Source organism: Pseudomonas sp. R5(2019) (assembly GCF_009905435.1).
Lineage (GTDB): Bacteria > Pseudomonadota > Gammaproteobacteria > Pseudomonadales > Pseudomonadaceae > Aquipseudomonas.
The window spans coordinates 37,142-62,913 of record NZ_JAAAMT010000022.1; the positions used below are offsets into that span (position 1 = coordinate 37,142).

Annotated in this window: 22 protein-coding genes and 1 pseudogene; 7 read left to right on the plus strand and 16 right to left on the minus strand. The window is 61.1% G+C overall.

All coding sequences use genetic code 11. The features are described from left to right. Nucleotides 1-88: 88 nt before the first annotated feature. The 4 genes from GUY40_RS15760 to GUY40_RS15775 all read left to right on the plus strand — a co-directional run bounded on the left by GUY40_RS15760 (nucleotide 89) and on the right by GUY40_RS15775 (nucleotide 4,746). Nucleotides 89-2,506: a TonB-dependent siderophore receptor gene (locus GUY40_RS15760; protein ID WP_166569842.1), complete on the plus strand. Its 2,418-nt coding sequence runs from the start codon at nucleotides 89-91 to the stop codon at nucleotides 2,504-2,506. 253 nt (nucleotides 2,507-2,759) lie between these two features. Next, nucleotides 2,760-3,887, plus strand: coding sequence for a PepSY domain-containing protein (locus GUY40_RS15765; RefSeq protein ID WP_166569843.1), 1,128 nt, complete (start codon nucleotides 2,760-2,762; stop codon nucleotides 3,885-3,887). After that, nucleotides 3,884-4,057 (plus strand): hypothetical protein, encoded by a 174-nt coding sequence (locus GUY40_RS15770; RefSeq protein WP_166569844.1) that lies wholly within the window; start codon nucleotides 3,884-3,886, stop codon nucleotides 4,055-4,057. Before GUY40_RS15765 ends, GUY40_RS15770 begins: the two co-directional genes overlap by 4 nt. A gap of 56 nt (nucleotides 4,058-4,113) precedes the next feature. Further along, a complete protein-coding gene (locus GUY40_RS15775; RefSeq protein ID WP_166569845.1) occupies nucleotides 4,114-4,746 on the plus strand; it encodes a glutathione S-transferase in 633 nt (210 codons plus the stop codon). A gap of 10 nt (nucleotides 4,747-4,756) precedes the next feature. Here the strand turns inward: GUY40_RS15775 and GUY40_RS15780 are convergent, their stop codons facing one another. After that, the gene (locus GUY40_RS15780) at nucleotides 4,757-5,257 is read right to left on the minus strand and encodes an ATP-dependent zinc protease (protein WP_166569846.1); all 501 of its coding nucleotides are present in this window, start codon (nucleotides 5,255-5,257) and stop codon (nucleotides 4,757-4,759) included. 193 nt (nucleotides 5,258-5,450) lie between these two features. Here GUY40_RS15780 and GUY40_RS15785 point away from each other — a divergent pair, with 193 nt between their 5' ends. Beyond that, nucleotides 5,451-6,341, plus strand: coding sequence for an acyltransferase (locus GUY40_RS15785; RefSeq protein WP_166569847.1), 891 nt, complete (start codon nucleotides 5,451-5,453; stop codon nucleotides 6,339-6,341). On the opposite strand, the gene GUY40_RS15790 is transcribed toward GUY40_RS15785, so the two are convergent. Further along, nucleotides 6,338-6,934 carry a DUF2780 domain-containing protein gene (locus GUY40_RS15790; protein WP_166569848.1) on the minus strand — a complete coding sequence of 199 codons (597 nt, stop codon included), beginning with the start codon at nucleotides 6,932-6,934 and terminating at the stop codon, nucleotides 6,338-6,340. The genes GUY40_RS15785 and GUY40_RS15790 overlap by 4 nt on opposite strands. Nucleotides 6,935-7,306: 372 nt before the next feature. Here GUY40_RS15790 and GUY40_RS15795 point away from each other — a divergent pair, with 372 nt between their 5' ends. Continuing rightward, nucleotides 7,307-7,567 carry a short-chain dehydrogenase gene (locus tag GUY40_RS15795; protein WP_166569849.1) on the plus strand — a complete coding sequence of 87 codons (261 nt, stop codon included), beginning with the start codon at nucleotides 7,307-7,309 and terminating at the stop codon, nucleotides 7,565-7,567. Between the two features lie 117 nt (nucleotides 7,568-7,684). Here GUY40_RS15795 and GUY40_RS15800 read toward each other — a convergent pair whose 3' ends face one another. The 8 genes from GUY40_RS15800 to glyA form a co-directional block, all read right to left on the minus strand. Then, complete coding sequence (locus tag GUY40_RS15800; protein ID WP_166569850.1) at nucleotides 7,685-7,939, minus strand: hypothetical protein; 255 nt, start codon at nucleotides 7,937-7,939, stop codon at nucleotides 7,685-7,687. 271 nt (nucleotides 7,940-8,210) lie between these two features. Beyond that, a complete protein-coding gene (gene fdhA, locus GUY40_RS15805; protein WP_166569851.1) occupies nucleotides 8,211-9,410 on the minus strand; it encodes a formaldehyde dehydrogenase, glutathione-independent in 1,200 nt (399 codons plus the stop codon). 254 nt (nucleotides 9,411-9,664) lie between these two features. Beyond that, entirely contained in the window at nucleotides 9,665-10,522 is an 858-nt protein-coding gene (gene purU / locus GUY40_RS15810; RefSeq protein WP_166569852.1) for a formyltetrahydrofolate deformylase, read from the minus strand. Nucleotides 10,523-10,544: 22 nt separating this feature from the next. Continuing rightward, nucleotides 10,545-11,177 (minus strand): sarcosine oxidase subunit gamma, encoded by a 633-nt coding sequence (locus tag GUY40_RS15815; protein ID WP_166569853.1) that lies wholly within the window; start codon nucleotides 11,175-11,177, stop codon nucleotides 10,545-10,547. Nucleotides 11,178-11,272: 95 nt separating this feature from the next. Next, nucleotides 11,273-14,290, minus strand: coding sequence for a sarcosine oxidase subunit alpha (locus GUY40_RS15820; RefSeq protein WP_166569854.1), 3,018 nt, complete (start codon nucleotides 14,288-14,290; stop codon nucleotides 11,273-11,275). Beyond that, nucleotides 14,287-14,616 carry a sarcosine oxidase subunit delta gene (locus tag GUY40_RS15825; protein ID WP_166569855.1) on the minus strand — a complete coding sequence of 110 codons (330 nt, stop codon included), beginning with the start codon at nucleotides 14,614-14,616 and terminating at the stop codon, nucleotides 14,287-14,289. Before GUY40_RS15825 ends, GUY40_RS15820 begins: the two co-directional genes overlap by 4 nt. A gap of 15 nt (nucleotides 14,617-14,631) precedes the next feature. Then, entirely contained in the window at nucleotides 14,632-15,882 is a 1,251-nt protein-coding gene (locus tag GUY40_RS15830) for a sarcosine oxidase subunit beta family protein (RefSeq protein WP_166569856.1), read from the minus strand. 21 nt (nucleotides 15,883-15,903) lie between these two features. Continuing rightward, nucleotides 15,904-17,157, minus strand: coding sequence for a serine hydroxymethyltransferase (gene glyA, locus GUY40_RS15835; RefSeq protein WP_166569857.1), 1,254 nt, complete (start codon nucleotides 17,155-17,157; stop codon nucleotides 15,904-15,906). A gap of 229 nt (nucleotides 17,158-17,386) precedes the next feature. Here glyA and GUY40_RS15840 point away from each other — a divergent pair, with 229 nt between their 5' ends. Beyond that, on the plus strand, nucleotides 17,387-18,427 hold the full coding sequence (locus GUY40_RS15840; RefSeq protein ID WP_166569858.1) for a low specificity L-threonine aldolase: 1,041 nt from the start codon (nucleotides 17,387-17,389) through the stop codon (nucleotides 18,425-18,427). Between the two features lie 89 nt (nucleotides 18,428-18,516). On the opposite strand, the gene GUY40_RS15845 is transcribed toward GUY40_RS15840, so the two are convergent. From GUY40_RS15845 to GUY40_RS15865, 6 genes and pseudogenes are all read right to left on the minus strand, one after another. Next, nucleotides 18,517-20,421, minus strand: a complete 1,905-nt coding sequence (locus tag GUY40_RS15845) for a hypothetical protein (protein ID WP_218585457.1) — start codon at nucleotides 20,419-20,421, stop codon at nucleotides 18,517-18,519. Nucleotides 20,422-20,704: 283 nt separating this feature from the next. Next, a complete protein-coding gene (locus GUY40_RS15850; RefSeq protein ID WP_166569860.1) occupies nucleotides 20,705-22,606 on the minus strand; it encodes a hypothetical protein in 1,902 nt (633 codons plus the stop codon). A 356-nt stretch (nucleotides 22,607-22,962) separates the two neighbouring features. Beyond that, the gene (locus GUY40_RS28810) at nucleotides 22,963-23,700 is read right to left on the minus strand and encodes a methyl-accepting chemotaxis protein (RefSeq protein ID WP_371924826.1); all 738 of its coding nucleotides are present in this window, start codon (nucleotides 23,698-23,700) and stop codon (nucleotides 22,963-22,965) included. Nucleotides 23,701-23,823: 123 nt separating this feature from the next. Further along, nucleotides 23,824-24,900 (minus strand): annotated as a pseudogene (locus tag GUY40_RS28815) (cache domain-containing protein); the annotation flags it as partial. Nucleotides 24,901-25,193: 293 nt separating this feature from the next. Then, the gene (locus GUY40_RS15860; RefSeq protein ID WP_166569862.1) at nucleotides 25,194-25,496 is read right to left on the minus strand and encodes a cell division protein ZapA; all 303 of its coding nucleotides are present in this window, start codon (nucleotides 25,494-25,496) and stop codon (nucleotides 25,194-25,196) included. Then, nucleotides 25,493-25,723 (minus strand): hypothetical protein, encoded by a 231-nt coding sequence (locus GUY40_RS15865; RefSeq protein WP_166569863.1) that lies wholly within the window; start codon nucleotides 25,721-25,723, stop codon nucleotides 25,493-25,495. Before GUY40_RS15865 ends, GUY40_RS15860 begins: the two co-directional genes overlap by 4 nt. Between the last annotated feature and the right edge of the window lie 49 nt (nucleotides 25,724-25,772).

Consider the following 25,772-nt stretch of genomic DNA (forward strand, 5'->3'; position numbering starts at 1 on the left):
ATCGAAATTATTTTCGATCAGCCCTATCACTTTTTCATTCTCGTGCGGCAAGGAGGCAATAAGCACCGTTTCTCTCAGGAGTTGCCGCATGTCCCGCGCCATCCAGACCCTTCTTCGCCCCAGCCTTCTGGCTGTGGCCATCGCGGTTGCCGCGCCGCTGGCCAGCGGCCCGCTGCTCGCCGCCGAACAGTCCGGCACCCGTAGCTACAATCTGCCAGCCGGCCCCCTGGCCAGCACCCTGAACCAGATCGCCAGCCAGTCGGGCCTGGCCCTGTCGCTGAACCCGGCGCTGGCCTCGGGCAAAACGTCTGCCCCCGTTCAGGGCCAATATGATGCCGTCGGCGCCTTGAGCGCTGCCCTGCGCGGCACCGGCCTGCAACTGCAACAGAGTGCCGCCGGAACTTTTACCTTGGCGGCAGTGCCGGAAGGGAGCCTGGCCCTGCCAGAGACCAGCGTGAACGCCCGCCAGGACTCTGAAAGCGCCTGGGGCCCGACCACCGGTTACCTCGCCACCCGCACTGCCGCCGGCACCAAGACCGACACCCCGATCGTCGAAGCGCCACGCTCGATCTCGGTCATCACCCGCGAGCAGATGGACGACCGTTCGGTCCTCAACCTCAATGATGCCCTGCGCTACACCGCCGGGGTGCAAAGCAGCGGCTATGGCTCCGACTCCCGCGCCGACTGGCTGCGCGTGCGCGGTTTCGACCCGACCCAGTTCCTCGATGGCTTGCCATTGCCACGCGGCTCATTCGCCAACCCCAAAGTCGAGCCCTGGAACCTTGAGCGCATCGCCGTGCTGCGCGGCCCGTCTTCATCGGTGTACGGCCAGACCCCGCCAGGCGGCATGCTCGACATGGTCAGCCGTCGCCCGGACGCCGAGAGCAGCCATGAAATCGAAGTGCAGGCCGGCAGCAACAACCACAAGCAGATCAACTTCGACAGCACCGGCAAGGTCGATGATGACGGGCGCTTTCTCTATCGCGTCAGCGGCGTCGTGCGTGACAGCGGCGCCCCGGTCGATCACGTGCCGGACAAGCGCTACAACATCGCCCCCAGCCTGACCTGGAACATGGATGAAGACACCCATCTGACCTTCATTTCCCAGTACACCCGCGACGATACCGGCATCACCGGCCAGTTCCTGCCCCTGCAAGGTACTACCCTGGATTCGGCGGCCGGCAAGATTTCCCACCACAAGAATCTGGGTGACCCGGACTGGGAATTCTACGACCGCACCTACTACGCGCTGGGTTATGCCTTCGACCACCGCCTGAATGACGTCTGGCAGTTCCGTCAGAACCTGCGTTACACCAAGAGCGATTTATCGTTCCAGGGCATCAACGTGGCGACCCTCAACACCGTGGCCGATGACGGCACGGTCAACCGCGAAACCGGCATCGTCGATGAAGACATCAGCCAGTTCGCCGTGGACAACAACTTCCAGGCCGATTTCAGCACTGGCGCCTTGACCCATACGCTGCTGCTGGGCCTGGACCATCAGCGCTCCAACACTCACTACCAATGGCTCTACGGCTTGAGCGGTTCGGTCCCGACCAGCAACGTGAACAACCCGATCTACGGCCAGGATTTTTCCAACGTGTCGTACTTCACGATGTACGACTACAACCAGAAAATTCGCCAGACCGGCCTCTACATCCAGGACCAGATCGCCCTCGACAACTGGCGCCTGACCGTGGGCGGGCGTGAAGACTGGATTCACACCTCCACCGTCTTCCACAACAACAACGATGCCACCAGCACCGAGCGCGACAAGGCCTTCAGCGGCAACCTGGGCCTGAGCTATGTGTTTGAAAACGGCATCACCCCGTACCTCTCCTACACCGAGTCGTTCCAGCCGACCACCGGCGCCAGCGTCAAAGCCGACGCCTCGTTCAAACCGACCGAAGGCCGCCAGTACGAAGCCGGTATCAAGTACCAGCCACCGGGCAGCAGCACCCTGCTGACCGCCGCCGTCTACGACTTGCGTCAGAAGAACGTGCAAGTGACGGAAGGCAACATCACCCGCCCGGTCGGCGAACTGCAGGTCCGCGGCCTGGAGCTGGAAGCCACCGGTAACGTCACCGACAACCTCAAGCTGGTCGGCTCCTACACCTATACCGACACCGAAATCCGCAAGGGCGCGGCCGCCGAACAAGGCAATCGCATGGCGCTGATCCCACGCAACCAGGCCACCCTCTGGAGCGACTACACCTGGCACGCCGGCGTGCTCGACGGCTTTGGCGTGGGCGCGGGTGTGCGTTATGTCGGCGACACCTACGGCAACACCACCAACACCGAGCTGGGCCACGTCGGTTCCTACACCATCTATGACGCCTCGGTGCATTATGACCTCGGTCGCCTGAGCAACGCCCTCAAGGGCGCCTCGGTGGCGGTGGATGCCAAGAACCTGTTCAACAAGGACTACCTGGCGTCGTGTGATGGTTACTGGTGCTACTACGGTGACGAGCGCAACGTCGTGGCCAGCGTGAACTACACGTTCTAAAAGCTTCGCAGGCCCCAATGCCGGTCAGTTAAGCAATTGAACGACGCAACCCTTGTAGGAGCGGACCTGGCCGCGATGGGCTGCGCAGCAGCCCCGGCGATTCTGAAACCGCCGGCACTCGCAAGCTGATTCGCAGATGTCACAGGCCCAAGGGGCCGCTGCGCGGCCCATCGCGGCCAGGTCCGCTCCTACATGGATCTCGCCTTAACTGACCGGCAATGGGGCAAGCCCGCGAAAACGGCCTGGAGCCCAAATGAAAAGCCACACCATTCGACGCTGGTCCTTCATCCACACCTGGACCAGCCTGATCTGCACCTTGTTCCTGCTGCTGCTCGCCCTCACCGGCCTGCCGCTGATCTTCCACCACGAGTTGGAACACATTCTCGGCGATGCCCCTGAACTCAAGGCAATGCCCGCCGACACCCCGCATCTGGACCTCCAGCAGCTGGTGCTCAAGGCCCAGGCCCATCGCCCCGGCGAAGTGGTGCAATACCTGGGCAGGGACGAAGACGACGCCAATGGCGTGGTCGTCATCATGGCCGCCACCGCGGGCGCCGACCCCAACACCTCACACACCTTCATGCTCGACGCCCGCACCGGCGAAACCGTTGAAATGCCTTCGGCCAACGGCGGCTTCATGCTGACCATGCTGCGCCTGCATGTGGACATGTTCGCCGGCCTGCCGGGCAAGTTGCTGCTGGCGTTCATGGGCCTGTTGTTTGTGGTCGCGATCATCTCCGGCGTGGTGCTGTATTCACCGTTTATGCGCAGGCTGGAGTTCGGCACCGTGCGCCAGGCCAAATCCACCCGCGTGCGCTGGCTCGACCTGCACAACCTGATCGGCATGGTGACCCTGAGTTGGGCATTGGTGGTAGGCGTGACGGGCGTGATCAGCGCCTGCGCCGACCTGATCATCGCCGCCTGGCGCAACGAAAGCCTGGCCGCCATGGTCGCGCCGTACCGCGATGCGCCGCCATTGACCGAACGGGCTGCGGCCACTGCCCTGCTCGACATCGCCAGCGAAGCAGCGCCCGGGATGAAAGCGGACTTCATTGCCTTCCCCGGCACGCGCTTTTCCAGCGAGCACCATTACGCGGTGTTCATGAAAGGCAGCACGCACCTGACCTCGCACCTGCTCACGCCGGTGCTGATCGATGCCAGCACCCTCAAGGTCACGGCCATCGGCGAGCGACCCTGGTACATGGACGCCATGGGCCTGTCGCAGCCGCTGCACTTTGGTGACTACGGCGGTCGGCCGATGCAGATCCTCTGGGCAGTGCTGGATGTACTGACCATCATCGTGCTCGGCAGCGGTGTGTATTTGTGGTGGGTTCGCCGTCGGGCAACTGCCATTGTCGGCCGGACGGAGCTGGCCCGATGAAGAAAAACGCGTCCACCTTCTGGCCGGTGTTCGGCATGCCGAGCCTGATCGCCGTGCTCGGCTTTGCCGGGCTGGTGACAGCGCTGCTGGGCGATGGCGGCTGGGATGTGCTGGCCTGGATCGGCCTGGGCATCCCGGCGCTACTCAGCTTGCGAGGTTTGTGCCGATAGCAGGCGTCGCGCCTGATCCCCTACTATGGTGTTCTCATCCAGCCAGAGGGAACACCATGTCCACCCCGAGCATGACCCTATTCCACTCCCCCGCCTCGCCCTTTGTGCGCAAGGTCATGGTGCTGTTGCACGAGACCGGCCAGCTTGACCGGGTGGCGCTGAAGACCATCGTGCTGAGCCCGGTCAACCCCAATGCCGACCTCAACCAAGACAACCCCGCCGGCAAGATCCCGGCCCTGCGCCTGGCCGACGGCACGGTGCTGCACGACAGCCGGGTCATCCTCGAATACCTCGACCAGCAGCACGTTGGTAACCCGCTGATCCCCCGTGAAGGCAGCGCCCGCTGGCGGCGCCTGACCATCGCCTCGCTGGCCGACGCGATACTCGATGCCGCAGTGATGATTCGCTACGAAACCTTCCTGCGTCCGCAAGAAAAACACTGGGACCTGTGGCTGGACAATCAACAGGACAAAATCGAACGCGCACTCACGCACCTGGAACAGGACGCCATCGCCGAACTGAGCTCAGCCTTCGACATCGCCGCCATCAGCGTCGCCTGCGCGCTGGGCTATCTGGATTTCCGCATGCCGGACCTGGCCTGGCGCAAGCGTCATCCGAAGCTGGCCAAGTGGTTCGCCGAAGTCAGCGAGCGGCCGTCGCTCAAGGCGACCGAGCCGCCGGTGGCGTGAGTTCAGCCGATCAGCACTCCGGCTTGCCGGCCGTAAACCGCCGAGCCGGGTTCACCGCCGCGCCAAACTCACGCAACGCCTTGGCACCGATCAGCAGCGGGTAGTTGAAACTGCTGCGGTCGGTCAGGTTGACCTCGACGGTGCGCTTGACCCCGCCCAGACACAGTTCCAGGTCGACCACCGGGCGCTTGGCCACTTCGGCGCCTTCACCGTCTTCGTCTTCATCGGCGCGGCTTTTGATTTTGCTGATGCGCGCGATCTTGTGTTCGTAGACTTTGCCATCGGCATCCTTGGTCGCCAGGCGGAAGCGCACCCAGTCGTCGCCATCGCGGGTAAAGCGCTCGATGTCTTTGGCCGACAGCGATGCGGTCAGGGCGCCGGTGTCCATCTTGGCTTTGAGGGTTTCGCCGATTTCCGGCAGGCCGATGTATTCGTAGCGGCCATAGAGGGTCGGCTCGGCGGCCATGACTGGCAGCGCCAGCACAGCTAACAGTGCAAGAAGGGCTTTCACGTGCAATGACTTCCTCGGAAATAAGAATGGGCGCCCGACGTTAGACCCGGGATGTGGGAATCGTTCGCCGACGAAAAACCCAGTGTATCGGACAATTCGTAAAACTTTTGTAGGACCGGTCCCGCCCTCGGGTTTGGCGCCGCGCCCTTCCCTGCTTATCATTGCCCACCGACAAAAACTCAAGAGTTTGCTTATGCGCCGCCTGCTCACCGGCAGTTTCACCACCCTGCTGCTTCTGCTCAACACGCTGGTACTGATCGGCCCGCTGCTGGCGTTTGCCCTGCTCAAGCTGGTCTTGCCGGGGCGTTACCGCGATGACGCCTCAAAGGCCGTGATGTGGATTGCCGAGACCTGGGCCGAGGTCAACAAACTGATCTTCGCCCTGTGCATCCCCACCCGCTGGGAGGTACGCGGTGCCGCCAGCCTGCGCACCGACACCTCCTACCTGGCCGTCTGCAATCACCAGACCTGGGTGGATATTCCGGCGCTGATCCAGTCGTTGAACCAGCGCACGCCGTTCTTCAAGTTCTTCCTGAAAAAGGAGCTGATCTGGGTGCCACTGCTGGGGCTGGCCTGGTGGGCGCTGGACTACCCGTTCATGAAGCGCTACAGCAAGGCCTTCCTGCACAAGCACCCCGAGCTCAAGGGCAAGGACCTGGAGATCACCCGCCAGGCCTGTGAGCTGTTCAAGCGCCAGCCGGTGACGGTGGTCAACTACCTGGAAGGCACCCGCTTCACCCAGGCCAAGCATGACGCCCAGCGCTCACCGTTCAAGCACCTGCTGCAGCCCAAGGCCGGTGGCGTGGCCTTCGTGCTGGCGGCCATGGGCGAGCAACTGGATGCGCTGCTGGACGTGACCCTGGTGTACCCGGGCGATTCGCCTCCGGGTTTCTGGAACCTGCTGTGTGGCGATGTCTCCAGCGTGATCATCGACATTCAGGTGCACGAACTGGACCCGGCCCTGTGGGCCGGTGACTACGAAAACGACCCGGTCTTCCGCCAGTTCGTCCAGGACTGGGTCAACCAGCTCTGGAGGCAAAAGGATCAGCGCATCGACGCCCTGCGCGCCGAGCTCAAGCCTTAACCGCCCAGGCCTGCGGCCACTTCAGTGCCCAGGCCGCCCACGCCCCAGATATTGCCCAGGTTCTGCAGCAGCGAGGCGCCCACGCCCTGCTGGCCCAGATACTGGAGAATCAGCGGGGCGAACTGGCCGATCATTCCGATCTGCATCCCCAACGCGTCAAAGGCCTTGTTCAGGTCGTCCTTGTTCTCCACACCGCCCAGCGCCTGGCTCAAGGGCGACTGCTCGCCACTGCCCTTGCCCAGCAGCGCGCCGAGGCCAATGAGGCCACCCAGGGCATTGTCGCCCGAGAGCAGGTCCAGGCCCGGCACGGCCTTGCTCAATTGCGAATAGTCATCGCCGCTCAATTGATTCCTGGCCAGGCCCAGCAACGCGCCGGTGCCGCCCACCGCCTGCTGCGGGGTGATCTGCAATTCGCTGCCCAGGGTATTGAGCAAATTCGCCGATGCCGGCGCCGCACTGACCGCTGCGCCATCCTGATTGTTGCCCTGCATGGCCGAAACCGTGTTGGCCGCATCGCTCAGATTGAAAGCAAAGGCCGAGCTTGCGGCCAGCGCCATCAAGGATGCCAGGGCGAGGGGACGGGTAATCTTCATGAAATGACCTCGTAAGCCGGGAACGGCAAGAAACAGCGGTTGGACTGGATGGAGGGGGGAATGTTCCCGCGCCGGGCAAATGGTGTACACGATCGAATGTAGGAGCGGACCTGGCCGCGATGGGCCGTGAAACGGCCCCGGCATTGTTCGTTCCATCACCGTTCTTGATCCCATAATTTGGGGCTGCTGCGCAGCCCATCGCGGCCAGGTCCGCTCCTACAACGACCGCGCTTGCCCACGAAGCCTCTGACCCTCCCTTGCCTGTATCAGGATCTGGCGTTTATAGTTTGCCCCGTCGTCCACATGGCGGCCGGGTTTGGCGACTCGCAATCACAGAGTGCAAATGATCTCCAACCCAACAGAGAACTTCATATGCCTCAATACATCCCCCTGACCGACATCGATCTGGACACCCCTGCCCTGATGATCGACAGCCAAGCGTCGCTTGTCAGCATCCATGCCACCGCGCTGTACCGAATCCGTAGTGCGACACAAATGATGGAAAGCCTTGCCCGTACCGAAATCACCCACGTCGACGGCACCGACCTGCAGCATATTGCTCAGGCGGCCACGATGTTGCTGCGCGATGGGTGTGATCTGCTGGATGTGCTGGGCCGGCAGTTGAAAGCGTAATACAGAAGGGGCTGCTTAGGGGCGCTGTAAGCCATCACCCCTAGCGTGGATCAAGATCGGCATCCGGGGCCGCGATGCGGCCCTTCGCGACTGAAGTCGCTCCTACCGCCTGGACCGTCAGGTCAATCGCCAGCGCACTGCATCCAGCACCTCTCCCCCATCCTGCAACAACAGATAAGCCACATCCGCCACGGCACTGACATCACGGCGTTCCATCGCATCGGCATTGAGGCACGACAGGCTGATCATCAATTCCTTGGTGGTCTTGATTCGCAGATCGGTATAGGCGAGAAGGTCTTGCAGGGTTGCGTCCGGGTTGATGAGCATCACCGGGACTTTGGTTGTTTCAAGTGGTGAAATAGGGTCAGTCATTCAAGGCTCCAAAAGCTGTTAAGCCGCCCATAGGTACGAATACCTGCAGGCAGTGGCTGATGCACCTTAAGTTTTTCGGGCTTGCACTCCCGGCCGCTGATTTTGCAGCGACGGGGCGAACTATAGGGGAGACGCTTGCGGCGATGCAAGCGAGCTGGCGGTAGGAGCCGGCTTCAGCCGCGATGGGGCGCGCAGCGGCCCCTATCGTTGGGCCTGCGGTGCAGGCCATCGCGGCTAAAGCCGGCTCCTACATGCCGGTGGTTTACGCTACTCAGGCAGCACTAAACGTCTTATGCGGATCAATCACAAACTTCTTCGGCACACCCGCATCAAACTCGCCATACCCTTCCGGCGCCTGATCCAGGCTGATCACCTGCACACCCACCACTTCAGCGATGTTGATGCGGTCCCACATGATCGCTTGCATCAGCGCGCGGTTGTATTTCATCACCGGGGTCTGGCCGGTGTGGAAGCTGTGGGATTTGGCCCAGCCCAGGCCGAAGCGGATGCTCAGGCTGCCGATTTTGGCGGCGGCGTCTACGGCGCCCGGGTCTTCGGTGACGTAGAGGCCGGGGATGCCGATTTTGCCGGCAACACGTACCACGCCCATCAGGGAGTTGAGCACGGTGGCGGGGGCTTCGTGTTGGGCACCGGCATGGCCGTGGCCACGGGCTTCGAAGCCTACGGCGTCGACGGCGCAGTCGACTTCCGGCTCACCCAGCAGGGCGGCGATTTGTTCGTGCAGCGGGGTGTCCTGGGACAGGTCGGCGATTTCGAAACCCTGGGCCTTGGCGTGGGCCAGGCGGACCGGGTTGACGTCACCGACGATGACCACGGCGGCGCCCAGCAGGCGTGCCGAAGCGGCGGCGGCCAGGCCGACCGGGCCGGCACCGGCGATGTACACCGAGCTGCCCGGGCCAACGCCTGCGGTGACGGCGCCGTGGTAGCCGGTGGGGAGGATGTCGGAGAGGCAGGTCAGGTCGCGGATTTTCTCCATGGCCTTGTCGCGGTCCGGCAGTTTGAGCAGGTTGAAGTCGGCGTAGGGCACCAGCACGTATTCGGCCTGGCCACCGGTCCAGTCGCCCATGTCGACGTAACCGTAAGCACCACCGGCACGGGCCGGGTTGACGGTCAGGCAGACGCCGGTGTGTTGTTCCTTGCAGCTGCGGCAGCGGCCGCAGGCGACGTTGAAGGGGACGGAGACCAGATCGCCAATCTTGAGGTTTTCGACATCGCTGCCTTTTTCGATCACTTCACCGGTGATCTCGTGGCCGAGCACCAGGCCGACCTGAGCGGTGGTACGGCCGCGCACCATGTGCTGGTCGGAGCCGCAGATGTTGGTGGAGACCACTTTCAGGATGACGCCATGCTCAATCTTCTTGCCACGGGGATCCTGCATCTTCGGATAGTCGATTTTCCGCACTTCGACCTTGCCCGCGCCGAGATACACCACACCACGATTGCCAGACATGCTTTCACCTCGCTGTATTGTTTTTGTAGCGCTGTAAAGCGTTCGCCGAGTCGGCGTAACGCCGGTTGCTCTGGAAACTGGTTGTATTGCGTGAAGCTAGAAACGATGCGATTCCCTATGGGAATGCATTCTCCTGTGGGAGCGGATTTATCCGCGAATAAGGGCACCGCGGTAGTTTTGAAAGACCTCAGGGGCCCTATTCGCGGATAAATCCGCTCCCACATTAAAAATCAAAAGCAATCCAATGGTGCCGGTTAGAGCACCACCGTCCGGTTGGCGTTTAGGAACACGCGTCGCTCGATGTGGTAGCCCACCGCCCGGGCCAGGGTCAGGCATTCGATGTCGCGGCCGCAGGCGATCAGGTCTTCGGGGTAGTGGCTGTGGTCCACAGCTTCCACGCCCTGGGCGATGATCGGGCCTTCGTCCAGGTCATTGTTGATGTAGTGCGCCGTCGCCCCGACCAGCTTCACGCCCTTGTTGTAGGCCTGGTGGTAAGGCTTGGCACCCTTGAAGCCCGGCAGTAGCGAGTGATGGATATTGATCGCCCAACCGTCGAGTCGGCGGCACAGCTCGGGTGACAGCACTTGCATGTAGCGGGCAAGGATCACCAATTCCGCGCCGGACTCTTCGACCACCTGCAACACCTTGCGCTCTTGCGCCGGTTTGTCGTGTGGGTCGAGGGGGAAATGGTAGTAGGGGATTTCGTGCCAGCGCGCCAAAGGTTCCAGATCAGGGTGATTGGAGATCACCGCGACCACGTCCATCGACAGTTGGCCAATACGCTGGCGATACAGCAAATCGTTCAGGCAGTGATCGGCCTTGGAGACCATGATCACCACTTTCGGCCGGTACTTGGGTGGCGTCAGTTCGAACAGCATGCCGAAGGCTTCACCGCGCTCGGCCAGGCCTGCGCGGAAGGCCGTTTCATCGAAGCCTTCGGGTTGGCGAAACTCCACGCGAATGAAGAAACGCCCCGACACCCGGTCATCGAACGAATGGTGCTCGGTGACGTAGCAGCGTTGCTCGTACAGGTAGCGGGTCACCGCGTCCACGGTGCCAAGCACGCTGGGGCAGTCGGCGGTGAGAATCCAGGTATCCGGGGCGCGGCTCATGCTTAAACTCCTGTGTAGACGATCAAGCCTGGATGCTCAGGCCGTATTCAGCGGATGCATCCTGCAACCACAACCACCAGTAATCGGCGAAGCTGCGACGGATCAGCAGTTCCCAGGTTTCATCGCCCGTGCGGCGAATCACCAGTTGCGACTTGGCGAACACGGTGCCCACGGCTTTGCCGACCGGGAAGTTGTTCGGGTGCACGTCGTAGCTGGTGGACTTCATCAACACGTCGCGCACGTTCGGGCCGCTCAACTCCAGCAGGCTCTGACCGCCGCTGACGTTGACGATCTGGATATGCAGGTCGCCCAGCGCCGCGCGCAGTTTTTTCTCGACCGCCACTTCCTGGCCGCCGGGGACGATCAACAGCCACTCGTCCGGGCCGAGCCATTGCAGTGACATGTCTTTGTTGGCGACCACGGTCAGGGCCACCGGCAGTTCCAGGCCCAGGGCCTTGAACACGCCGCTGCTGAAGGCGGGGTCCTTGCCATCACCACGCAGGGTGAGGTGGCCGAGGAGTTTTTTCTCGCGCAGGGTCACGCCTGCGTTTTTACGGCCCTTGCCGACCAGGCTGGGAAGGTCTGCGTGGTGCAGCGAGGACTCGGCTTTGGCGCCGTTGTCTGGGCGTTGCTGGTAAACGTTGACTGCTGTCATGTGACACCTGCCTTGAATTTTGTGTCGTGCCTATCGCGGGCGAGCCCTGCTCCTACGTTCGGGGAATGTAGGAGCAGGGCTTGCCAGCGATGCTCTTAAATGTTCTGGCGATCGCCTTTAGGGTCGAAGAACACCGACGAGCAGATTTCTGCTTCGATGAAGGTGCCGTCCGCCAACGGAGCGAAGACCCGCTCACCCATGCGCTTGAGTCCGCCCTTGACCACCGCCAGTGCAAACGAGTGACCCATGGTCGAACTCATGTAGCTGGAGGTGACGTGGCCGACCATTTTCATCGGGATGGTCTGGCGGGTGTCGAACACCAGCTGCGCGCCTTCTGGCAGAACCTTGTTGGATTCAACCGGCTTGAGGCCGACCAGCTGCTTGCGGTTCTCGCGCACGCAGTCTTCGCGGTTCATGCCACGCCAGCCGATCCACGAGAACGGCTTGGTGCGACCGACACACCAGCCCATGTTCAGGTCGTCCGGAGTCATCGAGCTGTCAGTGTCCTGGCCGACGATGATGAAGCCCTTCTCGGCCCGCAGCACGTGCATGGTTTCGGTGCCGTACGGGGTCAGGTTGTACTTCTTGCCGGCCTCGGCGATTTTCTCCAGCACACCCATGGCGTAGTCGGCCTGCACGTTCACTTCATATGACAGCTCGCCGGTGAACGAGATACGGAACACCCGCGCCGGTACGCCAGCGACGTTGCCTTCCTTCCAGGTCATGAACGGGAAAGCGTCCTTGCCCAGGTCGATGTCGGTGACTTCAGCCAGCAGCTTGCGGCTGTTGGGTCCGGACAGGGTCAGGGTCGCCCAGTGGTCGGTGACCGAGGTGAAGTACACCTTCAGGTCCGGCCATTCGGTCTGCTGATAGATCTCCAGCCATTGCAGCACGCGAGCCGCACCGCCGGTGGTGGTGGTCATGACGAAGTGGTTGTCGGCCAGGCACGCCGTCACACCGTCGTCGAAGACCATGCCGTCTTCCTTGCACATCAGGCCGTAGCGGGCCTTGCCCACGTCGAGCTTGGTCCAGGCGTTGGTGTAGACGCGGTTGAGGAACTCGCGCGCATCCGGGCCCTGGATGTCGATCTTGCCCAGGGTCGAGGCATCGAGCAGGCCCACGCTGTCGCGCACGGCCTTGCATTCACGGGCCACGGCGGCGTGCAGGTCTTCACCGGTTTTCGGGAAGTACCAAGGGCGCTTCCACTGGCCGACGTCTTCGAACTCGGCACCGTTTTTCACGTGCCAGGCATGCAGTGCGGTAAAGCGCACCGGCTCCATCAGGTGCCCGCAATGACGCCCGGCGATCGCGCCGAAGGTCACCGGCGTGTAGTTGGGGCGGAACATGGTGGTGCCCATCTCGGGGATGGTGATGCCCATGGACTTGGCGGCAATGGCCAGGCCGTTGACGTTGCCCAGTTTGCCCTGGTCGGTACCGAAGCCCAGTGCGGTGTAGCGCTTGACGTGCTCGACCGACTCGAAGCCCTCGCGGGTCGCCAGTTCGATGGCGGCAGCGGTCACGTCGTTCTGCTGGTCGACGAATTGCTTCGGCGCCCGTGCAGTGGATTTGTCGTGTGGCACCTGGAACAGCGCAATCGTGGCTTCTTCCTTACGGGCCACGGCTTTCGGCAACACGCCTTCAACCGCCTTGAATCCGGCTTCTGTCGCTGCCAGAGCACCGCCTGCGAAACCATCGGCCAAGGCATCGGCCAGCGGGTAAACGCCGTTGATACCACCGACGCAAACGCGTTTTTGCGGCGCTTCGCCAGGGACGAAACCGAGAATGTCTTCACGCCAGATCGGCTTGCCGCCCAGGTGCGAAGCCAGGTGCACCACCGGGCTGTAACCGCCGGAGCTGGCCACCAGGTCGCACTCCAGCCACTCGCCGGGGCTGGTGACTTTATGGGCGCGTACATCGATGGCCGCCACGCGGGCAGCCGTCACGTGCTTGCTGCCACGGGACTCGATCACTGCGCTCGACGTCAGGATGCGAATGCCCTTGGCGCGGGCTTCTTCAACCAGCGCACCACGTGGGTTGTGGCGTGCGTCGGCAATGGCGACCACTTGCAGGCCGGCGTCGTGGCAGTCCAGTGCCACGCGGTAGGCGTAATCGTTGTTGGTCGACAGCACCAGTTTTTTGCCCGGTGCCACGCCATAGCGGCGCACATAGGTCGACACCGCACCGGCCAGCATGTTGCCTGGCACATCGTTGTTGCCATACACCAGCGGACGCTCGTGGGTACCGGTGGCCAGCACCACGCGCTTGGCGCGGACACGGTGCATGCGTTGGCGAACCTGGCCGATCGGCGCGCGGTCGCCCAGGTGGTCGGTCAGGCGCTGGTGAATGGTCAGGAAGTTGTGATCGTGATAGCCGTTCACGGTCGAGCGTGGCAGCAGGGTCACGTCGGAATAGCCCTTGAGCTCTTCGATAACGCTGGCGACCCACTCGGCCGCAGGCTTGCCATTGAGGGTTTCACGGCTGTCGAGCAGGCTGCCACCGAACTCTTCCTGCTCGTCGGCAAGAATCACCCGGGCACCGCTACGGGCAGCAGCAAGGGCCGCGGCCAGGCCAGCAGGGCCGGCACCGACGATCAGCACATCGCAGTGCTGGTTCATGTAGTCGTAAGTGTCCGGGTCGTTTTCCAGCGGCGAACGGCCAAGGCCTGCCGCCTTACGGATGTACTTCTCGTACGTCATCCAGAACGACTGCGGATACATGAAGGTTTTGTAGTAGAAGCCCGGCGGCATCAGCTTGCCGCCGACCTTGCCGAGAATCCCCATCACGTCGTTGTTGACGCTCGGCCAGCCGTTGGTGCTGGTCGCGACCAGGCCTGCGTACAGCGCCTGTTGGGTGGCGCGCACGTTCGGCACCTGGGTCGCTTCGGTGGCACCGATCTGCAGCACCGCGTTCGGCTCTTCGGCACCGGCGGCAACGATGCCGCGTGGGCGCGAGTATTTGAAGCTGCGACCAATGATATCGACGCCGTTGGCCAGCAAGGCCGCGGCCAGGGTGTCACCGGCATAGCCCTGATAACGCACACCGTTGAAGGTGAAATTCAAGACCTGGCTGCGGTCGATACGACCGCCGTTGGACAGGCGATTGACCTGGCTCATACCTTTTCCCCCTGACCACTGGCAACCAATTGCGGGCTTGTGCTCTTGCCTGTCACTTGCGGCTTGGCGCCGATCGGATAGGTTTCAAGAATTTCATAGGTAACGGTGTCACGGGTGGCGTTGAAGTACTGGCGGCAACCGGCGGCGTGAATCCACAGTTCGTGGTGCAGGCCACGCGGGTTGTCGCGGAAGAACATGTAGGTGCCCCACTCTTCATCGGTGCAGGCACCGGGGTCCAGCGGGCGCGGAATGTGCGCCTGGCCTGAGGAATGGAACTCTTCTTCGGAGCGCAGCTCGCCGCAATGAGGACAGAAGATGTGCAACATGATGAATTTCTCCTGTTAGTGGGCGACAGCGGCAGCGCCGTGTTCGTCGATCAGGGCGCCGCTGTAGAAACGGTCGATGGAAAACGGTGCGGCCAGCGGGTGCATTTCACCCTTGGCAAGGCTTGCGGCAAAGACGTTGCCCGAACCCGGGGTGGCCTTGAAGCCACCGGTGCCCCAACCGCAGTTGAAGAACATGTTCGCAACCGGCGTTTTGGAGATGATCGGGCAGGCGTCCGGCGTGGTGTCGACGATGCCGCCCCACTGACGGTTCATGCGCACGCGTGACAGGATCGGGAACATTTCCACGATGGCCTGCAGGGTGTGCTCGATGATCGGGTACGAGCCGCGCTGGCCGTAGCCGACCCAACCGTCGATACCGGCACCGATGACCAGGTCGCCCTTGTCGGACTGGCTGATATAGCCGTGCACGGCGTTGGACATGATCACGCTGTCGATGATCGGCTTGATCGGCTCCGACACCAGTGCTTGCAGCGGGTGCGACTCGATCGGCAGACGGAAGCCCGCAAGCTTCGCCATGTGCCCGGAGTTACCGGCGGTGACCACGCCGACGCGCTTGGCGCCGATAAAGCCCTTGTTGGTTTCAACGCCGATGACCGCGCCGTTTTCCTTGCGAAAACCGATCACTTCGGTTTGCTGGATCAGGTCCACGCCCAAGGCGTCGGCCGCACGGGCAAAGCCCCAGGCCACGGCATCGTGACGGGCCACGCCGCCGCGCCGTTGCACGGTGGCGCCGAGGATCGGGTAGCGGGTGTTTTTCGAGCAGTCCAGGTACGGAATCTCGTCCATCACTTGCTGGGTGTTGAGCAGTTCACCGTCCACGCCATTGAGACGGTTGGCCGACACCCGGCGCTCGGAATCGCGCATGTCTTGCAGGGTGTGGCACAGGTTGTAGACGCCGCGCTGGGAGAACATCACGTTGTAGTTGATGTCCTGGGACAGCCCTTCCCAGAGTTTCATGGCGTGTTCGTACAGGTGCGCCGACTCGTCCCACAGGTAGTTGGAACGCACGATGGTGGTGTTGCGGGCGGTGTTACCGCCGCCCAGCCAGCCTTTCTCGACCACGGCCACGTTAGTGATGCCGTGCTCCTTGGCCAGGTAGTAGGCGGTCGCCAGACCATGCCCGCCACCGCCGACGATGACCACGTCGTAGACCTTTTTCGGGGTCGGCGTGCGCCACATGCGCTGCCAGTTTTCGTGGTGGCTGAGCGAGTGTTTGAAGAGGCCAAAGCCAGAGTAGCGTTGCATAGTCATTACTCCTGAACCCACTCAGCGGTAAACCGGGAAGTCTGCACACAGGGCGGCGACATTCTGCGCAACATCGGCTTCAACGTCGGCATCACCGAGGTTGTCGAGGATGTCGCAGATCCAGCCGGCCAGCGCGGTGCACTGGGCGACCTTGAAGCCACGGCTGGTGACGGCCGGGGTGCCGATGCGCAGGCCCGAGGTCACGAACGGCGATTGCGGGTCGTTCGGCACGGCGTTCTTGTTCACAGTGATGTGCGCACGGCCCAGGGCGGCGTCGGCGTCTTTGCCGGTCAGGCCCTGACGGATCAGGCTGACCAGGAACAGGTGGTTGTCGGTGCCGCCGGAGACTACATCGTAGCCGCGCTCGATAAACACACTGGCCATGGCCTGGGCGTTGTCGATCACTTGTTGCTGGTAGGCCTTGAATTCAGGCTCCAGGGCTTCCTTGAAGCACACCGCCTTGGCGGCGATCACGTGCATCAGCGGGCCGCCTTGGCCGCCGGGGAAAACGGCTGCGTTGAGTTTCTTTTCCAGCGCTTCGTTGGCACGGGCCAGAATCAGGCCGCCACGCGGACCGCGCAGGGTCTTGTGAGTGGTGGTGGTGACCACGTCGGCGTACGGCAGCGGGTTCGGGTACAGACCAGCAGCGACCAGGCCGGCCACGTGGGCCATGTCGACGAACAGGTAGGCACCGACCTTGTCGGCGATTTCACGAAAGCGTGGGAAGTCCAGGGTCTTGGAGTAGGCGGAGAACCCGGCGATGATCATTTTTGGCTGGTGCTCGACCGCCAGGCGCTCGACTTCGTCGTAGTCGATCAGGCCGGTGTCGGTGTCGATGCCGTACTGCACGGCGTTATACAGCTTGCCCGAGAAGCTGACCTTGGCGCCGTGAGTCAGGTGGCCGCCGTGGGCCAGGCTCATGCCCAGCACGGTGTCGCCGGCTTGCAGCAGCGCCAGGTAGACAGCGGCGTTGGCCTGGCTGCCCGAATGCGGCTGCACGTTCGCGTAGTCGGCACCGAACAGCTGTTTGGCGCGGTCGATGGCCAGTTGCTCGACTTTATCCACATGCTCGCAGCCACCGTAGTAGCGCTTGCCCGGATAACCTTCGGCATATTTATTGGTCAGGCCGCTGCCCTGGGCCTCCATGACACGCTTGCTGGTGTAGTTTTCCGAGGCGATCAGCTCGATGTGATCTTCCTGGCGCTGCTCTTCGGCGTTCATGGCCGCCAACAGTGCATCGTCGTAACCCTGGATCTGGTCTTGCTTGCTAAACATCGCATCTCTCCTGGCAGCGGATCGGTGGGCACCGGACCGAACGGGTTGGGCCTCATTGGATGCGATGGTATGGCCGGGACAGGCACGCGGAATGCCTACACGCGCCACACAAAGGTGCGTTTACGACATGGCTGTAGCGCACTCGCTACAGCCTGTCAAAAATGCCCCGTAGGCGACGTCCGAAAGCATGGTTTACAGTGCGTTCCATCATCGAACAAAGGACAGGGCCATGTCAGAACAAACCCAGCAGTTCGCCAGCGACAACTATTCCGGAATCTGCCCCGAGGCGTGGGCCGCCATGGCGCAAGCCAACCACGGCCACGAGCGCGCCTATGGCGACGACCAATGGACGGCCCGCGCCGCGGATCACTTCCGCGCCTTGTTCGAAACCGACTGCGAAGTGTTTTTCGCCTTCAACGGCACGGCGGCCAACTCACTGGCCTTGTCGTCTTTATGCCAGAGCTACCACAGCGTGATCTGCTCGGAGACCGCCCACGTCGAAACCGACGAATGCGGCGCGCCGGAGTTCTTCTCCAACGGCTCCAAGCTGCTCATCGCCCGCACCGAAGCCGGCAAACTGACCCCCGCCTCGATCCGCGAAATCGCCCTCAAGCGCCAGGACATCCACTACCCCAAGCCGCGCGTGGTCACCCTGACCCAGGCCACCGAAGTGGGCAGCGTCTACCGCCCGGAAGAGATCAAGGCGATCAGCGCCACCTGTAAAGAGCTGGGCCTGAACCTGCACATGGACGGCGCCCGCTTCGCCAACGCCTGCGCCTTTCTGGGCTGCTCACCGGCCGAACTGACCTGGAAAGCCGGGGTCGACGTGCTGTGCTTTGGCGGCACCAAGAATGGCATGGCGGTGGGTGACGCGATTTTGTTCTTCAACCGCGACCTGGCGGTGGATTTCGACTATCGCTGCAAGCAGGCCGGGCAACTGGCGTCGAAGATGCGCTTCCTCTCCGCACCCTGGGTCGGCTTGCTCGAAGGCGGGGCCTGGCTCAAGCATGCCGGGCATGCCAACCACTGCGCGCAGCTGCTGAGCGCGTTGGTGAAGGACATTCCCGGGGTTGAACTGATGTTCCCGGTGGAGGCCAACGGCGTGTTCCTGCAGATGTCGGAGCAGGCGCTGGAGGTGCTGCGGATCAAGGGCTGGCGGTTTTATACCTTTATCGGTAGTGGGGGGGCGCGGTTTATGTGCTCGTGGGATACCGAGGAGGAGCGGGTAAGGGAATTGGCGGGGGATATTCGGGCGGCGATGGAGGGGTGATAACTCTGTTCATTCGGTCATCGGGTGTTGCACCCGATGACCGAAGCACACGCTTGATTACGCCGTTGCTGAACAGTCAAAAACCATGATTATTGATTAGGGATGGGGACGTAATCCCATTTTTGCCCATTCATACCGCACCGAGCCAAAGACAACGGCTTAGATCCAAATGAAGCAGCGCCTGCTGTCAAGCAAGTATCATCTTGTTTTATTGTCGGCGGCGAAGAAGAAAAATCCACCTTCAATGCAGGTGTTGCCGTCGAGGGAGTGCCTAGCACGGCCTTATCTCCAGCGCGAACGACAAATAAATCACCGCGAGCGATCGTTCCATTGGGCAAGACCGTCCAATGCGCTGATGGATCAGCACCGTGGCAGGCTGCCCCTGTGACTATTTTCACCGCGAGCACCCCTTCGTCCAACAAACAGTAGTTCTCGCTCAGGAATCTAACTTTAGGAAGTTTCGTCTGCCGAATTGAAATTGAAATCGTCACCGGCGTTTCCCAGTTAGGGGCAGCCGCATCAATGGCCTTAAGTTTCAAGACACCGTTGAACATGCCTTCGGGAATCTGGGGGTTATCGGTGGCGAGATACTGAAGCGTGAAGAATAGCGCTCCTCCTCCCTGGCACCCGGCATTATTATTCATACCACTCTGAGAGCATCCGCCAATAGAACGCTGTGCTCGCAGCTTGACCGGAAACTCAACACCTGCGTCATTCTTCAGTTTCACTGTCAGCGTCGTATAACCACCCCCCGGCAGCGCTTGCAACTGCGTTGGCCCAACACTCGGGTCAAGAGCTACCAAGCCCGCTCGCGGGTTTGCCACTGAGGTATCCATCCGCAAACGGGCTGTTTCCTGTTCGCCAAGGCCTGCGAGAATCAAGCGCTCGCCGGGTAGTTCAGGCTGATACCCCGTTAACCGAGCGATGTTTTCTCGCCACACCCTGGCCATATCAGCTGTATTCGCATTACCCAGAGGTAGGCCATGCGCATCACGAACCGCGGGCGTTGAGACATAGGGAACGTTGTTACCACATAAAAAAGTGGCCGACCTGCCATTGCTGTAACCGTATTTATAATTCTTTGAATCTGGATCGCCATTACAGTGGTCCCCCCCTGCGTTATGGCTGATCTCATGACGAAACGCTGATGGCGCGTACCATAGATTCACACTCGTGTGTCCGGGCATATAGGCACGGCCTCCGGGACCATTCCCTGACCCATAAGACGTACTGACATCAGCATGCAAGGCCACCTTGTCGTTCTGAAGATTATTTTGCCAATTTCGCAAGCCCTCACTTGACGTACCGTAATCAGGCGTTTCATCAATGATTTTAATACCCACCAGTCGCAAAGAAAGCCCTGACACTAAGGAATTACGAAGTCCCAGATTCAGCGTTTCAAGTTGTGCCAGTGCATAACCCACGGCATCTCCCCCCAACTGGCCGAGCGTGTAGTTCGTATAGCCAACAAGCATATCGACATACTTGTGCTCACCAGAGCTCGGTGGAGGCGCTGCCAACCGCAGCTCCTCAGCGCCTGGAACGGTGTCAGCGGTCATGTAATTCAGCGGCGGTTCTGGGTGAAATGTTCTTTCACCGTTGCGATTTACCAGCAATATGCCGCGATTGCCCGGCTCATCAATGATCGCAACGACCGAGTTATCCGGCGCACGAACAACCACCAGCGACCCCGTGTCACCATCCTTGGTCAGCAGGTTTCCGCTTTCTACGGTATACCCTTGCACCTCCTTGATCCCCGACCGCTCAAACCGCGCCGAGCCAATCTCCTTTGCATACACCTGCGGCGGCGTTGCCATCGGCACCGCACTGGTCTCTTTTTCAATGGGCACGTCATTGGCAGGTTTGCCTTCGCTACTCACACACCCCGACATCAACGCCGCAAGCGATAGCGCTGCCAGGCCAGCCCCCAGCGTTCTAAATCCCTGAGCAAATCGTGAATCTTGCATAAGCGTGCACCCCCAATCGAATTCCATGCGCCCGCAGGCGCCTCCATGTCTGGCCCACCTCAAGGGAAGGCCTGTGATCGAGTGTGTGATGGATGGCGAGGCGTGCCTAGCTAGCAGAACTGCTAGGTAAGGGCCTGAAAAGGGCTGTCGGGAGCATGGCTGTATAGGCGCGGGAAGGGCATTGGCGGCGGATATTCGGGCGGCGATGGCGGTGATACCCTGCTGTGAAGCGCGGGGGCAAGCGCAACGCATGCCCCCGGTGCTATAGCGAAAAAACAGGCCCAAATATTTTCGCTGATCCAGCTACGTCTTACCGATCCTGTAGCCTCCAGACTTGCCCATGATTCGCTGCTGAGCAGACATCCAGATATAACGCTCTCGGATTAGGGGCATAGGTCATGCACTGACCTCCATTTTCTATTCTTACCGAGTCGCCGCCCAGATACCTGACATGGAGCGGCGGCTTACCGGTGTTCAATTCATTAAGTTCAGGCCTGCGATTACCGTGCAAAAAGTATAAGCCGAGATTGTACGTTATCTTCTGGTCTGCGGTTATGTGCCACTGGGCAGGATCAGTGAGGGAAGATTCTGGCTTCCGATTACATTCGTCTCGCCCCAACCCAAGCATTCCAGGTGCTCCGAAATCCAGGACAACACATGCATCCTCATGTCGAATAGTAACGCTTTCCCTGGACCCAGAAGATCCGGAAACCGCCACGGAGACAGAAATCGTGACCGGCACTTGCCACCCAGGCGCAGCAGCATCCATCGCTTTCAACTTCAAAACACCGTTATAAAAGCCATTGGCGAGGTGTTGATTATCAATATTGAAATACTGAAGTGTGAAAAAGAGCGCCCCCCCTCCCTGGCAAGCGGCATTATTATTCATCCCACTAACCGGGCAGCCACCAATAGAGCGCTGTGCTCGCAGCTTGACCGGAAACTCAACACCTGCGTCATTCTTCAGTTTCACTGTCAGCGTCGTATAACCGCCCCCCGGCAGCGCTTGCAACTGCGTTGGCCCGACACTCGGATCAAGAGCTACCAAGCCCGCTCGCGGATTTGGCACTGAGGTATCCATCCGCAAACGGGCTGTTTCCTGTTCGCCAAGGCCTGCAAGAATCAAGCGCTCGCCGGGTAATTCGGGTCTGTAACCTGTCATCCTGGCAGTATTCTCTTCCCAGACTCTCGCCATATCCGCGGTTTTTGCATTTCCCAATGGATTTCCGTCCGGATCACGAACACGGGTCGTTGAGTAATAGGGGACATTGTTGCCACAGAGAAAGGTGTTGGACTTGCCATTGCTATGGCCAAACCTATAATTTGTGGAATTCGGATCATTATTACAGTGACTACCACCGGCGTTATGACCAATCTCATGCCTGAATACAAGTGGCGCCCAATACACATTCGCACTGGTCCAGCCGGGGTTATATGCCCAGCCATTGGCAGTAGCGTTGCCACCGCTGATGGCGGCACTGACGTCCGCATTGTATAACGTACGGTAAGGTTCAAGAGTATTCTGCCACCACCTCAACCCTTCCGCGGTCACGCTTCCACCTTCATTAAATATGCTCACGGCCACTAATCGCAACGAAACGCCAGAAACCAGTGAGTTCCTCAGCCCCAGATTTGCAGTCTCCGTTTGGGCAAGCGCGTAAGCAATTGGGTCACCCCCGATTTTTTCCGCTGACCACGCTGTGAATGCAAATAGCATGTCCACATACTTATGCTCACCCGCCTTTTTCTCGTCGCCCTTGGCCGGCTGAATGACTTCAGCCTGCTCCACTGTATCCAGCTGCATGTAATCTGACGGTGATTCCGGAATAAACTTCCGATTGTTGTCCTTATCAACCAATAGCAAACCGCGCTCACCCGGTTTATCGACGATGGCGAGGACCGCTCCTGTGGCGGACCGAACCACTACCAGCGACCCCGTGTCACCATCCTTGGTCAGCAGGTTTCCGCTTTCTACGGTATACCCTTGCACCTCCTTGATCCCCGACCGCTCAAACCGCGCCGAGCCAATCTCCTTTGCATACACCTGCGGCGGCGTTGCCATCGGCACCGCACTGGTCTCTTTTTCAATGGGCACGTCATTGGCAGGTTTGCCTTCGCTACTCACACACCCCGACATCAACGCCGCCAGCGATAGCGCTGCCAGGCCAACCCCCAGCGTTCTGAATCCCTGAGCAAATCGTGAATCTTGCATCTGTGCGCACCCCGATCGAATTCCATGCGCCCGCAGGCGCCTCAATGTCTGGCCCACCTCAAGGGAAGGCCTGTGATCGAGTGTGTGATGGATGGCGAGGCGTGCCTAGCTAGCAGAACTGCTAGGCAAGGGCCTTCGGGAGCATGGCTGGATAGGAGCGGGTAAGGGCATTGGCGGCGGAGATTCGGGCGGCGATGGCGGGCTGACCATCTTTGTCTATTAGATCCTGCGCCCGCTCCGCGGGCGATCGCGGCCAGGTCCGCTCCTACATGTGTTGCGCTGTCGTTGCAGGAGCGGCAGTCCGGCGTCCCGGCCTGGCCGCAATAGTCTGCGAAGTGGCCCCAAGCTTCACCGGATCACAACCTGAACCCACCCATCTGCCGCGCCAGGTCATCCGCCAACCCACGCAGCACCCGGCAATCCTCCCGACTGGCCTGCACCTCCCCCACCGTCTCGCGGGCAAGATCCGAAATGCCCTGCACAGTCCGGTTGATCTCCTCGGTCACCGCCGACTGCTCTTCCGTCGCCGTCGCCACCTGATGATTCATATCACTGATGTGCTCAACCTGCCCGGTAATCGCCGTCAACGACACCCCGGTGCGCTGGCTTGATGCAACCCCGGCCCCGGTCGCTGCCTGCCCCGCGTGCATCGACGCCACGGCATTGTGGGCACCCTGCTTGAGGCGCTGGATCATCTGCTGGATCTCATTGGTCGAGGCCTGCGTACGCTGCGCCAGGGTGCGCACTTCATCGGCCACCACGGCAAAGCCCCGGCCCATCTCACCCGCCCGCGCCGCTTCAATCGCGGCATTGAGCGCCAGCAGATTGGTTTGCTCGGAGATGCTGCGAATCACCGCCAACACCTGGTCGATGGACGCCACTTCCGTCGCCAGTTCCCCCACCGCTCCGGCGGCGACGCCAATGTCGGTCGACATCCCTTCAATCTGCACAATCGAGTGCTGCACCACTTCGCGCGCCTGCAGTGCCTCATCCCGGGCGTTCTGGGAGGCCACCGCCGCGTGGCCAGCATTCTGGGCGATGTCGTGAACCGTCAGGCCCATTTCATGCACAGCGGTGGCAACCATCTCGGTCATTTCCTGCTGTTGCTGGGAGCGCTCAGCGGTATTTTCCACCACCAATGCCACCTGCCCCACCGCGTTGCGCAACCGCTCACTGGTGCTCAATACCTGAGTGATCAATTCACGCTGACTGTCGAGAAAGCGGTTGAAGCCACGCGCCAGATCGCCCAGCTCATCGGCCCGTGAATCGTCCAGCCGCCGGCTCAGGTCACCCCCGCCGCTACCAATGTCGGTCAAGGCGCTGGTCACCTGCCGCAACGGCCGCACCAGCCCGCGCGCCAACAGCACCACCAACAGCAACGAGAACAGCGCCACCGCCACGCCCACCAGGCTGGTCAGCCACAGGGCTTGCCTGGCCTGTGCATAAATCTGCGCTTCGGGCACTTCGGCCACCAGCGTCCAGTTCAGGTCGCGCAGTGGCAGGCTCAGGGCCAGATAGTCTTCACCGTCGCGCTCGAAGCGACTGCTGCTCAGGCCCTGATGCTGTCCCAAAAGCGATTGCGCCGTGGTCGCCCCGAGCTGCTCGGCGAGCTGGCGTTTACCGCTGAATTCGGACTGCGGGTGCACCTGGATCAAGCCGTCATTGCGCACCAGGTACACCAGCCCCCGCTCGCCAAATCGAAAATCATGAATCAGCGCCGACAGCTCGCGCATCCGCAGGCCAAGGCCGGCAATGCCCACCAACTGCCCCGCCTGCCGCACCTTGAAGTCGATAAACAGCGCCAGCTCGCCGGTGCTGCCATCGGTGTCAATGTTGAGCATGCGCGTGTCAGCGCTGTCGACGAAGCGGTAGAACCAGTTGTCCGCCGGGTTGCTGCGGCTCAAGGTCCGGTCCAGGCCTTTTTCGTTGTAGTAATGGTTGGAAGCGGTGGCCGCGAACAAGGCAGTGAACGCCTGATTTTCTTCGCGCAGGCCTTCGAGGTACTCGATGAATTGCGGCGCCTGGGCGGGGTCTTCGCCCTCGGCCAGCCAGCGACGCAACAGGCTGTTGTTGGCGATATCGGCAGCGGCGGTGAGCGGCCGGGTCAGCATGCGTTCGATATCATTGCGGATCGATTCGACGCTCGACGGCAACGCCGTGTCGATCAAATAGCGCTCGGTCAGGCGATTGACCACCGCCGTGTAGATGCCCACCACAATCAGGATACTGGCCAGCAGGGCCGCGCCCATGCTCAAGGTCAATTGCCACTGAATACTGCGTCGCCACACTCGCATGCCCGTCTCTCCCCCAAGAGTGAGCTGTCACTGACCAACAGCCCGGCAGACTGTATACAGTTATTTGCGAAATTGTTCGACATCAGAATTGAATTTGTAGGAGCCGGCTTTAGCCGCGAAGGGTCGCGTAGCGGCCCCAATCGATGGGCCTGCTGTGTAGGCCATCGCGGCTAAAGCCGGCTCCTACAGGATTGATGGCGCTCTTTAGCGTCGCGCGCAGAAAATCTGCCCACAGATTGCAATCAATCCGTGGGCAAGCATTCAGCGGGGAAGTAGCGCAAGCCTTGGGGGGCTCAGTTGTTCGCGATGGTCCGCGAAATGACGTCGACCGTGGCGTTGACTTGCTCTTGGTAACGGTCGAGGGCCTGGCGGTGTTGCTGCTGCAGTTCGATCTGCCTGGAGCACAGGTTCAGCGCTGCCAGCACCAACAGTTTGTCGCCGATCAGGCTCGGGTATTTGCGTTTGGTTTCGGCCAGAGCGACCTTGAGCATGTGGGTGGCATCGAGCAGAGTCTGCTCCTCGCCTACCGGGGCCTTGATCGAATAGTCGTTGCCCAGAATCGAGACGACTTTGATCGATTCTGCCGCCACCGTCATGCGCTTACGGTACCGGCGCTTGCGCGATCAACCAGGGCCTGGATGCGGCTGGCGGTCGCGTTCTGCTTTTCTTCCTGTTCCAGCAGGCTCAGTTGCAGGGTTTCGTTTTCGTCCTTGGCCTGGGCCAGCTCGGCGCTCAGTTGCGCGTTGGCGGACGTCAGGGCGCTGTTTTTTTCTACCAGTTCGCTGACCAGTTGTTCCAATTGGCTGAGGGTTGCTTCCAACATAATGATTTCTCGGCAGTTTCAGGGGGCGGACACGATAAAGAAAACTGGG

What these genes read in the sequence shown, in the direction of transcription:
- GUY40_RS15760 (WP_166569842.1), top strand. Translation starts at nt 89, where the DNA reads ATGTCCCGCGCCATCCAGACCCTTCTTCGCCCCAGCCTTCTGGCTGTG.
- GUY40_RS15765 (WP_166569843.1), top strand. Translation starts at nt 2,760, where the DNA reads ATGAAAAGCCACACCATTCGACGCTGGTCCTTCATCCACACCTGGACC.
- GUY40_RS15770 (WP_166569844.1), top strand. Translation starts at nt 3,884, where the DNA reads ATGAAGAAAAACGCGTCCACCTTCTGGCCGGTGTTCGGCATGCCGAGC.
- GUY40_RS15775 (WP_166569845.1), top strand. Translation starts at nt 4,114, where the DNA reads ATGTCCACCCCGAGCATGACCCTATTCCACTCCCCCGCCTCGCCCTTT.
- GUY40_RS15785 (WP_166569847.1), top strand. Translation starts at nt 5,451, where the DNA reads ATGCGCCGCCTGCTCACCGGCAGTTTCACCACCCTGCTGCTTCTGCTC.
- GUY40_RS15790 (WP_166569848.1), bottom strand. Translation starts at nt 6,934, where the DNA reads ATGAAGATTACCCGTCCCCTCGCCCTGGCATCCTTGATGGCGCTGGCC.
- GUY40_RS15795 (WP_166569849.1), top strand. Translation starts at nt 7,307, where the DNA reads ATGCCTCAATACATCCCCCTGACCGACATCGATCTGGACACCCCTGCC.
- GUY40_RS15800 (WP_166569850.1), bottom strand. Translation starts at nt 7,939, where the DNA reads ATGACTGACCCTATTTCACCACTTGAAACAACCAAAGTCCCGGTGATG.
- fdhA (WP_166569851.1), bottom strand. Translation starts at nt 9,410, where the DNA reads ATGTCTGGCAATCGTGGTGTGGTGTATCTCGGCGCGGGCAAGGTCGAA.
- purU (WP_166569852.1), bottom strand. Translation starts at nt 10,522, where the DNA reads ATGAGCCGCGCCCCGGATACCTGGATTCTCACCGCCGACTGCCCCAGC.
- GUY40_RS15815 (WP_166569853.1), bottom strand. Translation starts at nt 11,177, where the DNA reads ATGACAGCAGTCAACGTTTACCAGCAACGCCCAGACAACGGCGCCAAA.
- GUY40_RS15820 (WP_166569854.1), bottom strand. Translation starts at nt 14,290, where the DNA reads ATGAGCCAGGTCAATCGCCTGTCCAACGGCGGTCGTATCGACCGCAGC.
- GUY40_RS15825 (WP_166569855.1), bottom strand. Translation starts at nt 14,616, where the DNA reads ATGTTGCACATCTTCTGTCCTCATTGCGGCGAGCTGCGCTCCGAAGAA.
- GUY40_RS15830 (WP_166569856.1), bottom strand. Translation starts at nt 15,882, where the DNA reads ATGCAACGCTACTCTGGCTTTGGCCTCTTCAAACACTCGCTCAGCCAC.
- glyA (WP_166569857.1), bottom strand. Translation starts at nt 17,157, where the DNA reads ATGTTTAGCAAGCAAGACCAGATCCAGGGTTACGACGATGCACTGTTG.
- GUY40_RS15840 (WP_166569858.1), top strand. Translation starts at nt 17,387, where the DNA reads ATGTCAGAACAAACCCAGCAGTTCGCCAGCGACAACTATTCCGGAATC.
- GUY40_RS15845 (WP_218585457.1), bottom strand. Translation starts at nt 20,421, where the DNA reads ATGGAATTCGATTGGGGGTGCACGCTTATGCAAGATTCACGATTTGCT.
- GUY40_RS15850 (WP_166569860.1), bottom strand. Translation starts at nt 22,606, where the DNA reads ATGCAAGATTCACGATTTGCTCAGGGATTCAGAACGCTGGGGGTTGGC.
- GUY40_RS28810 (WP_371924826.1), bottom strand. Translation starts at nt 23,700, where the DNA reads ATGACCGAGATGGTTGCCACCGCTGTGCATGAAATGGGCCTGACGGTT.
- GUY40_RS15860 (WP_166569862.1), bottom strand. Translation starts at nt 25,496, where the DNA reads ATGACGGTGGCGGCAGAATCGATCAAAGTCGTCTCGATTCTGGGCAAC.
- GUY40_RS15865 (WP_166569863.1), bottom strand. Translation starts at nt 25,723, where the DNA reads ATGTTGGAAGCAACCCTCAGCCAATTGGAACAACTGGTCAGCGAACTG.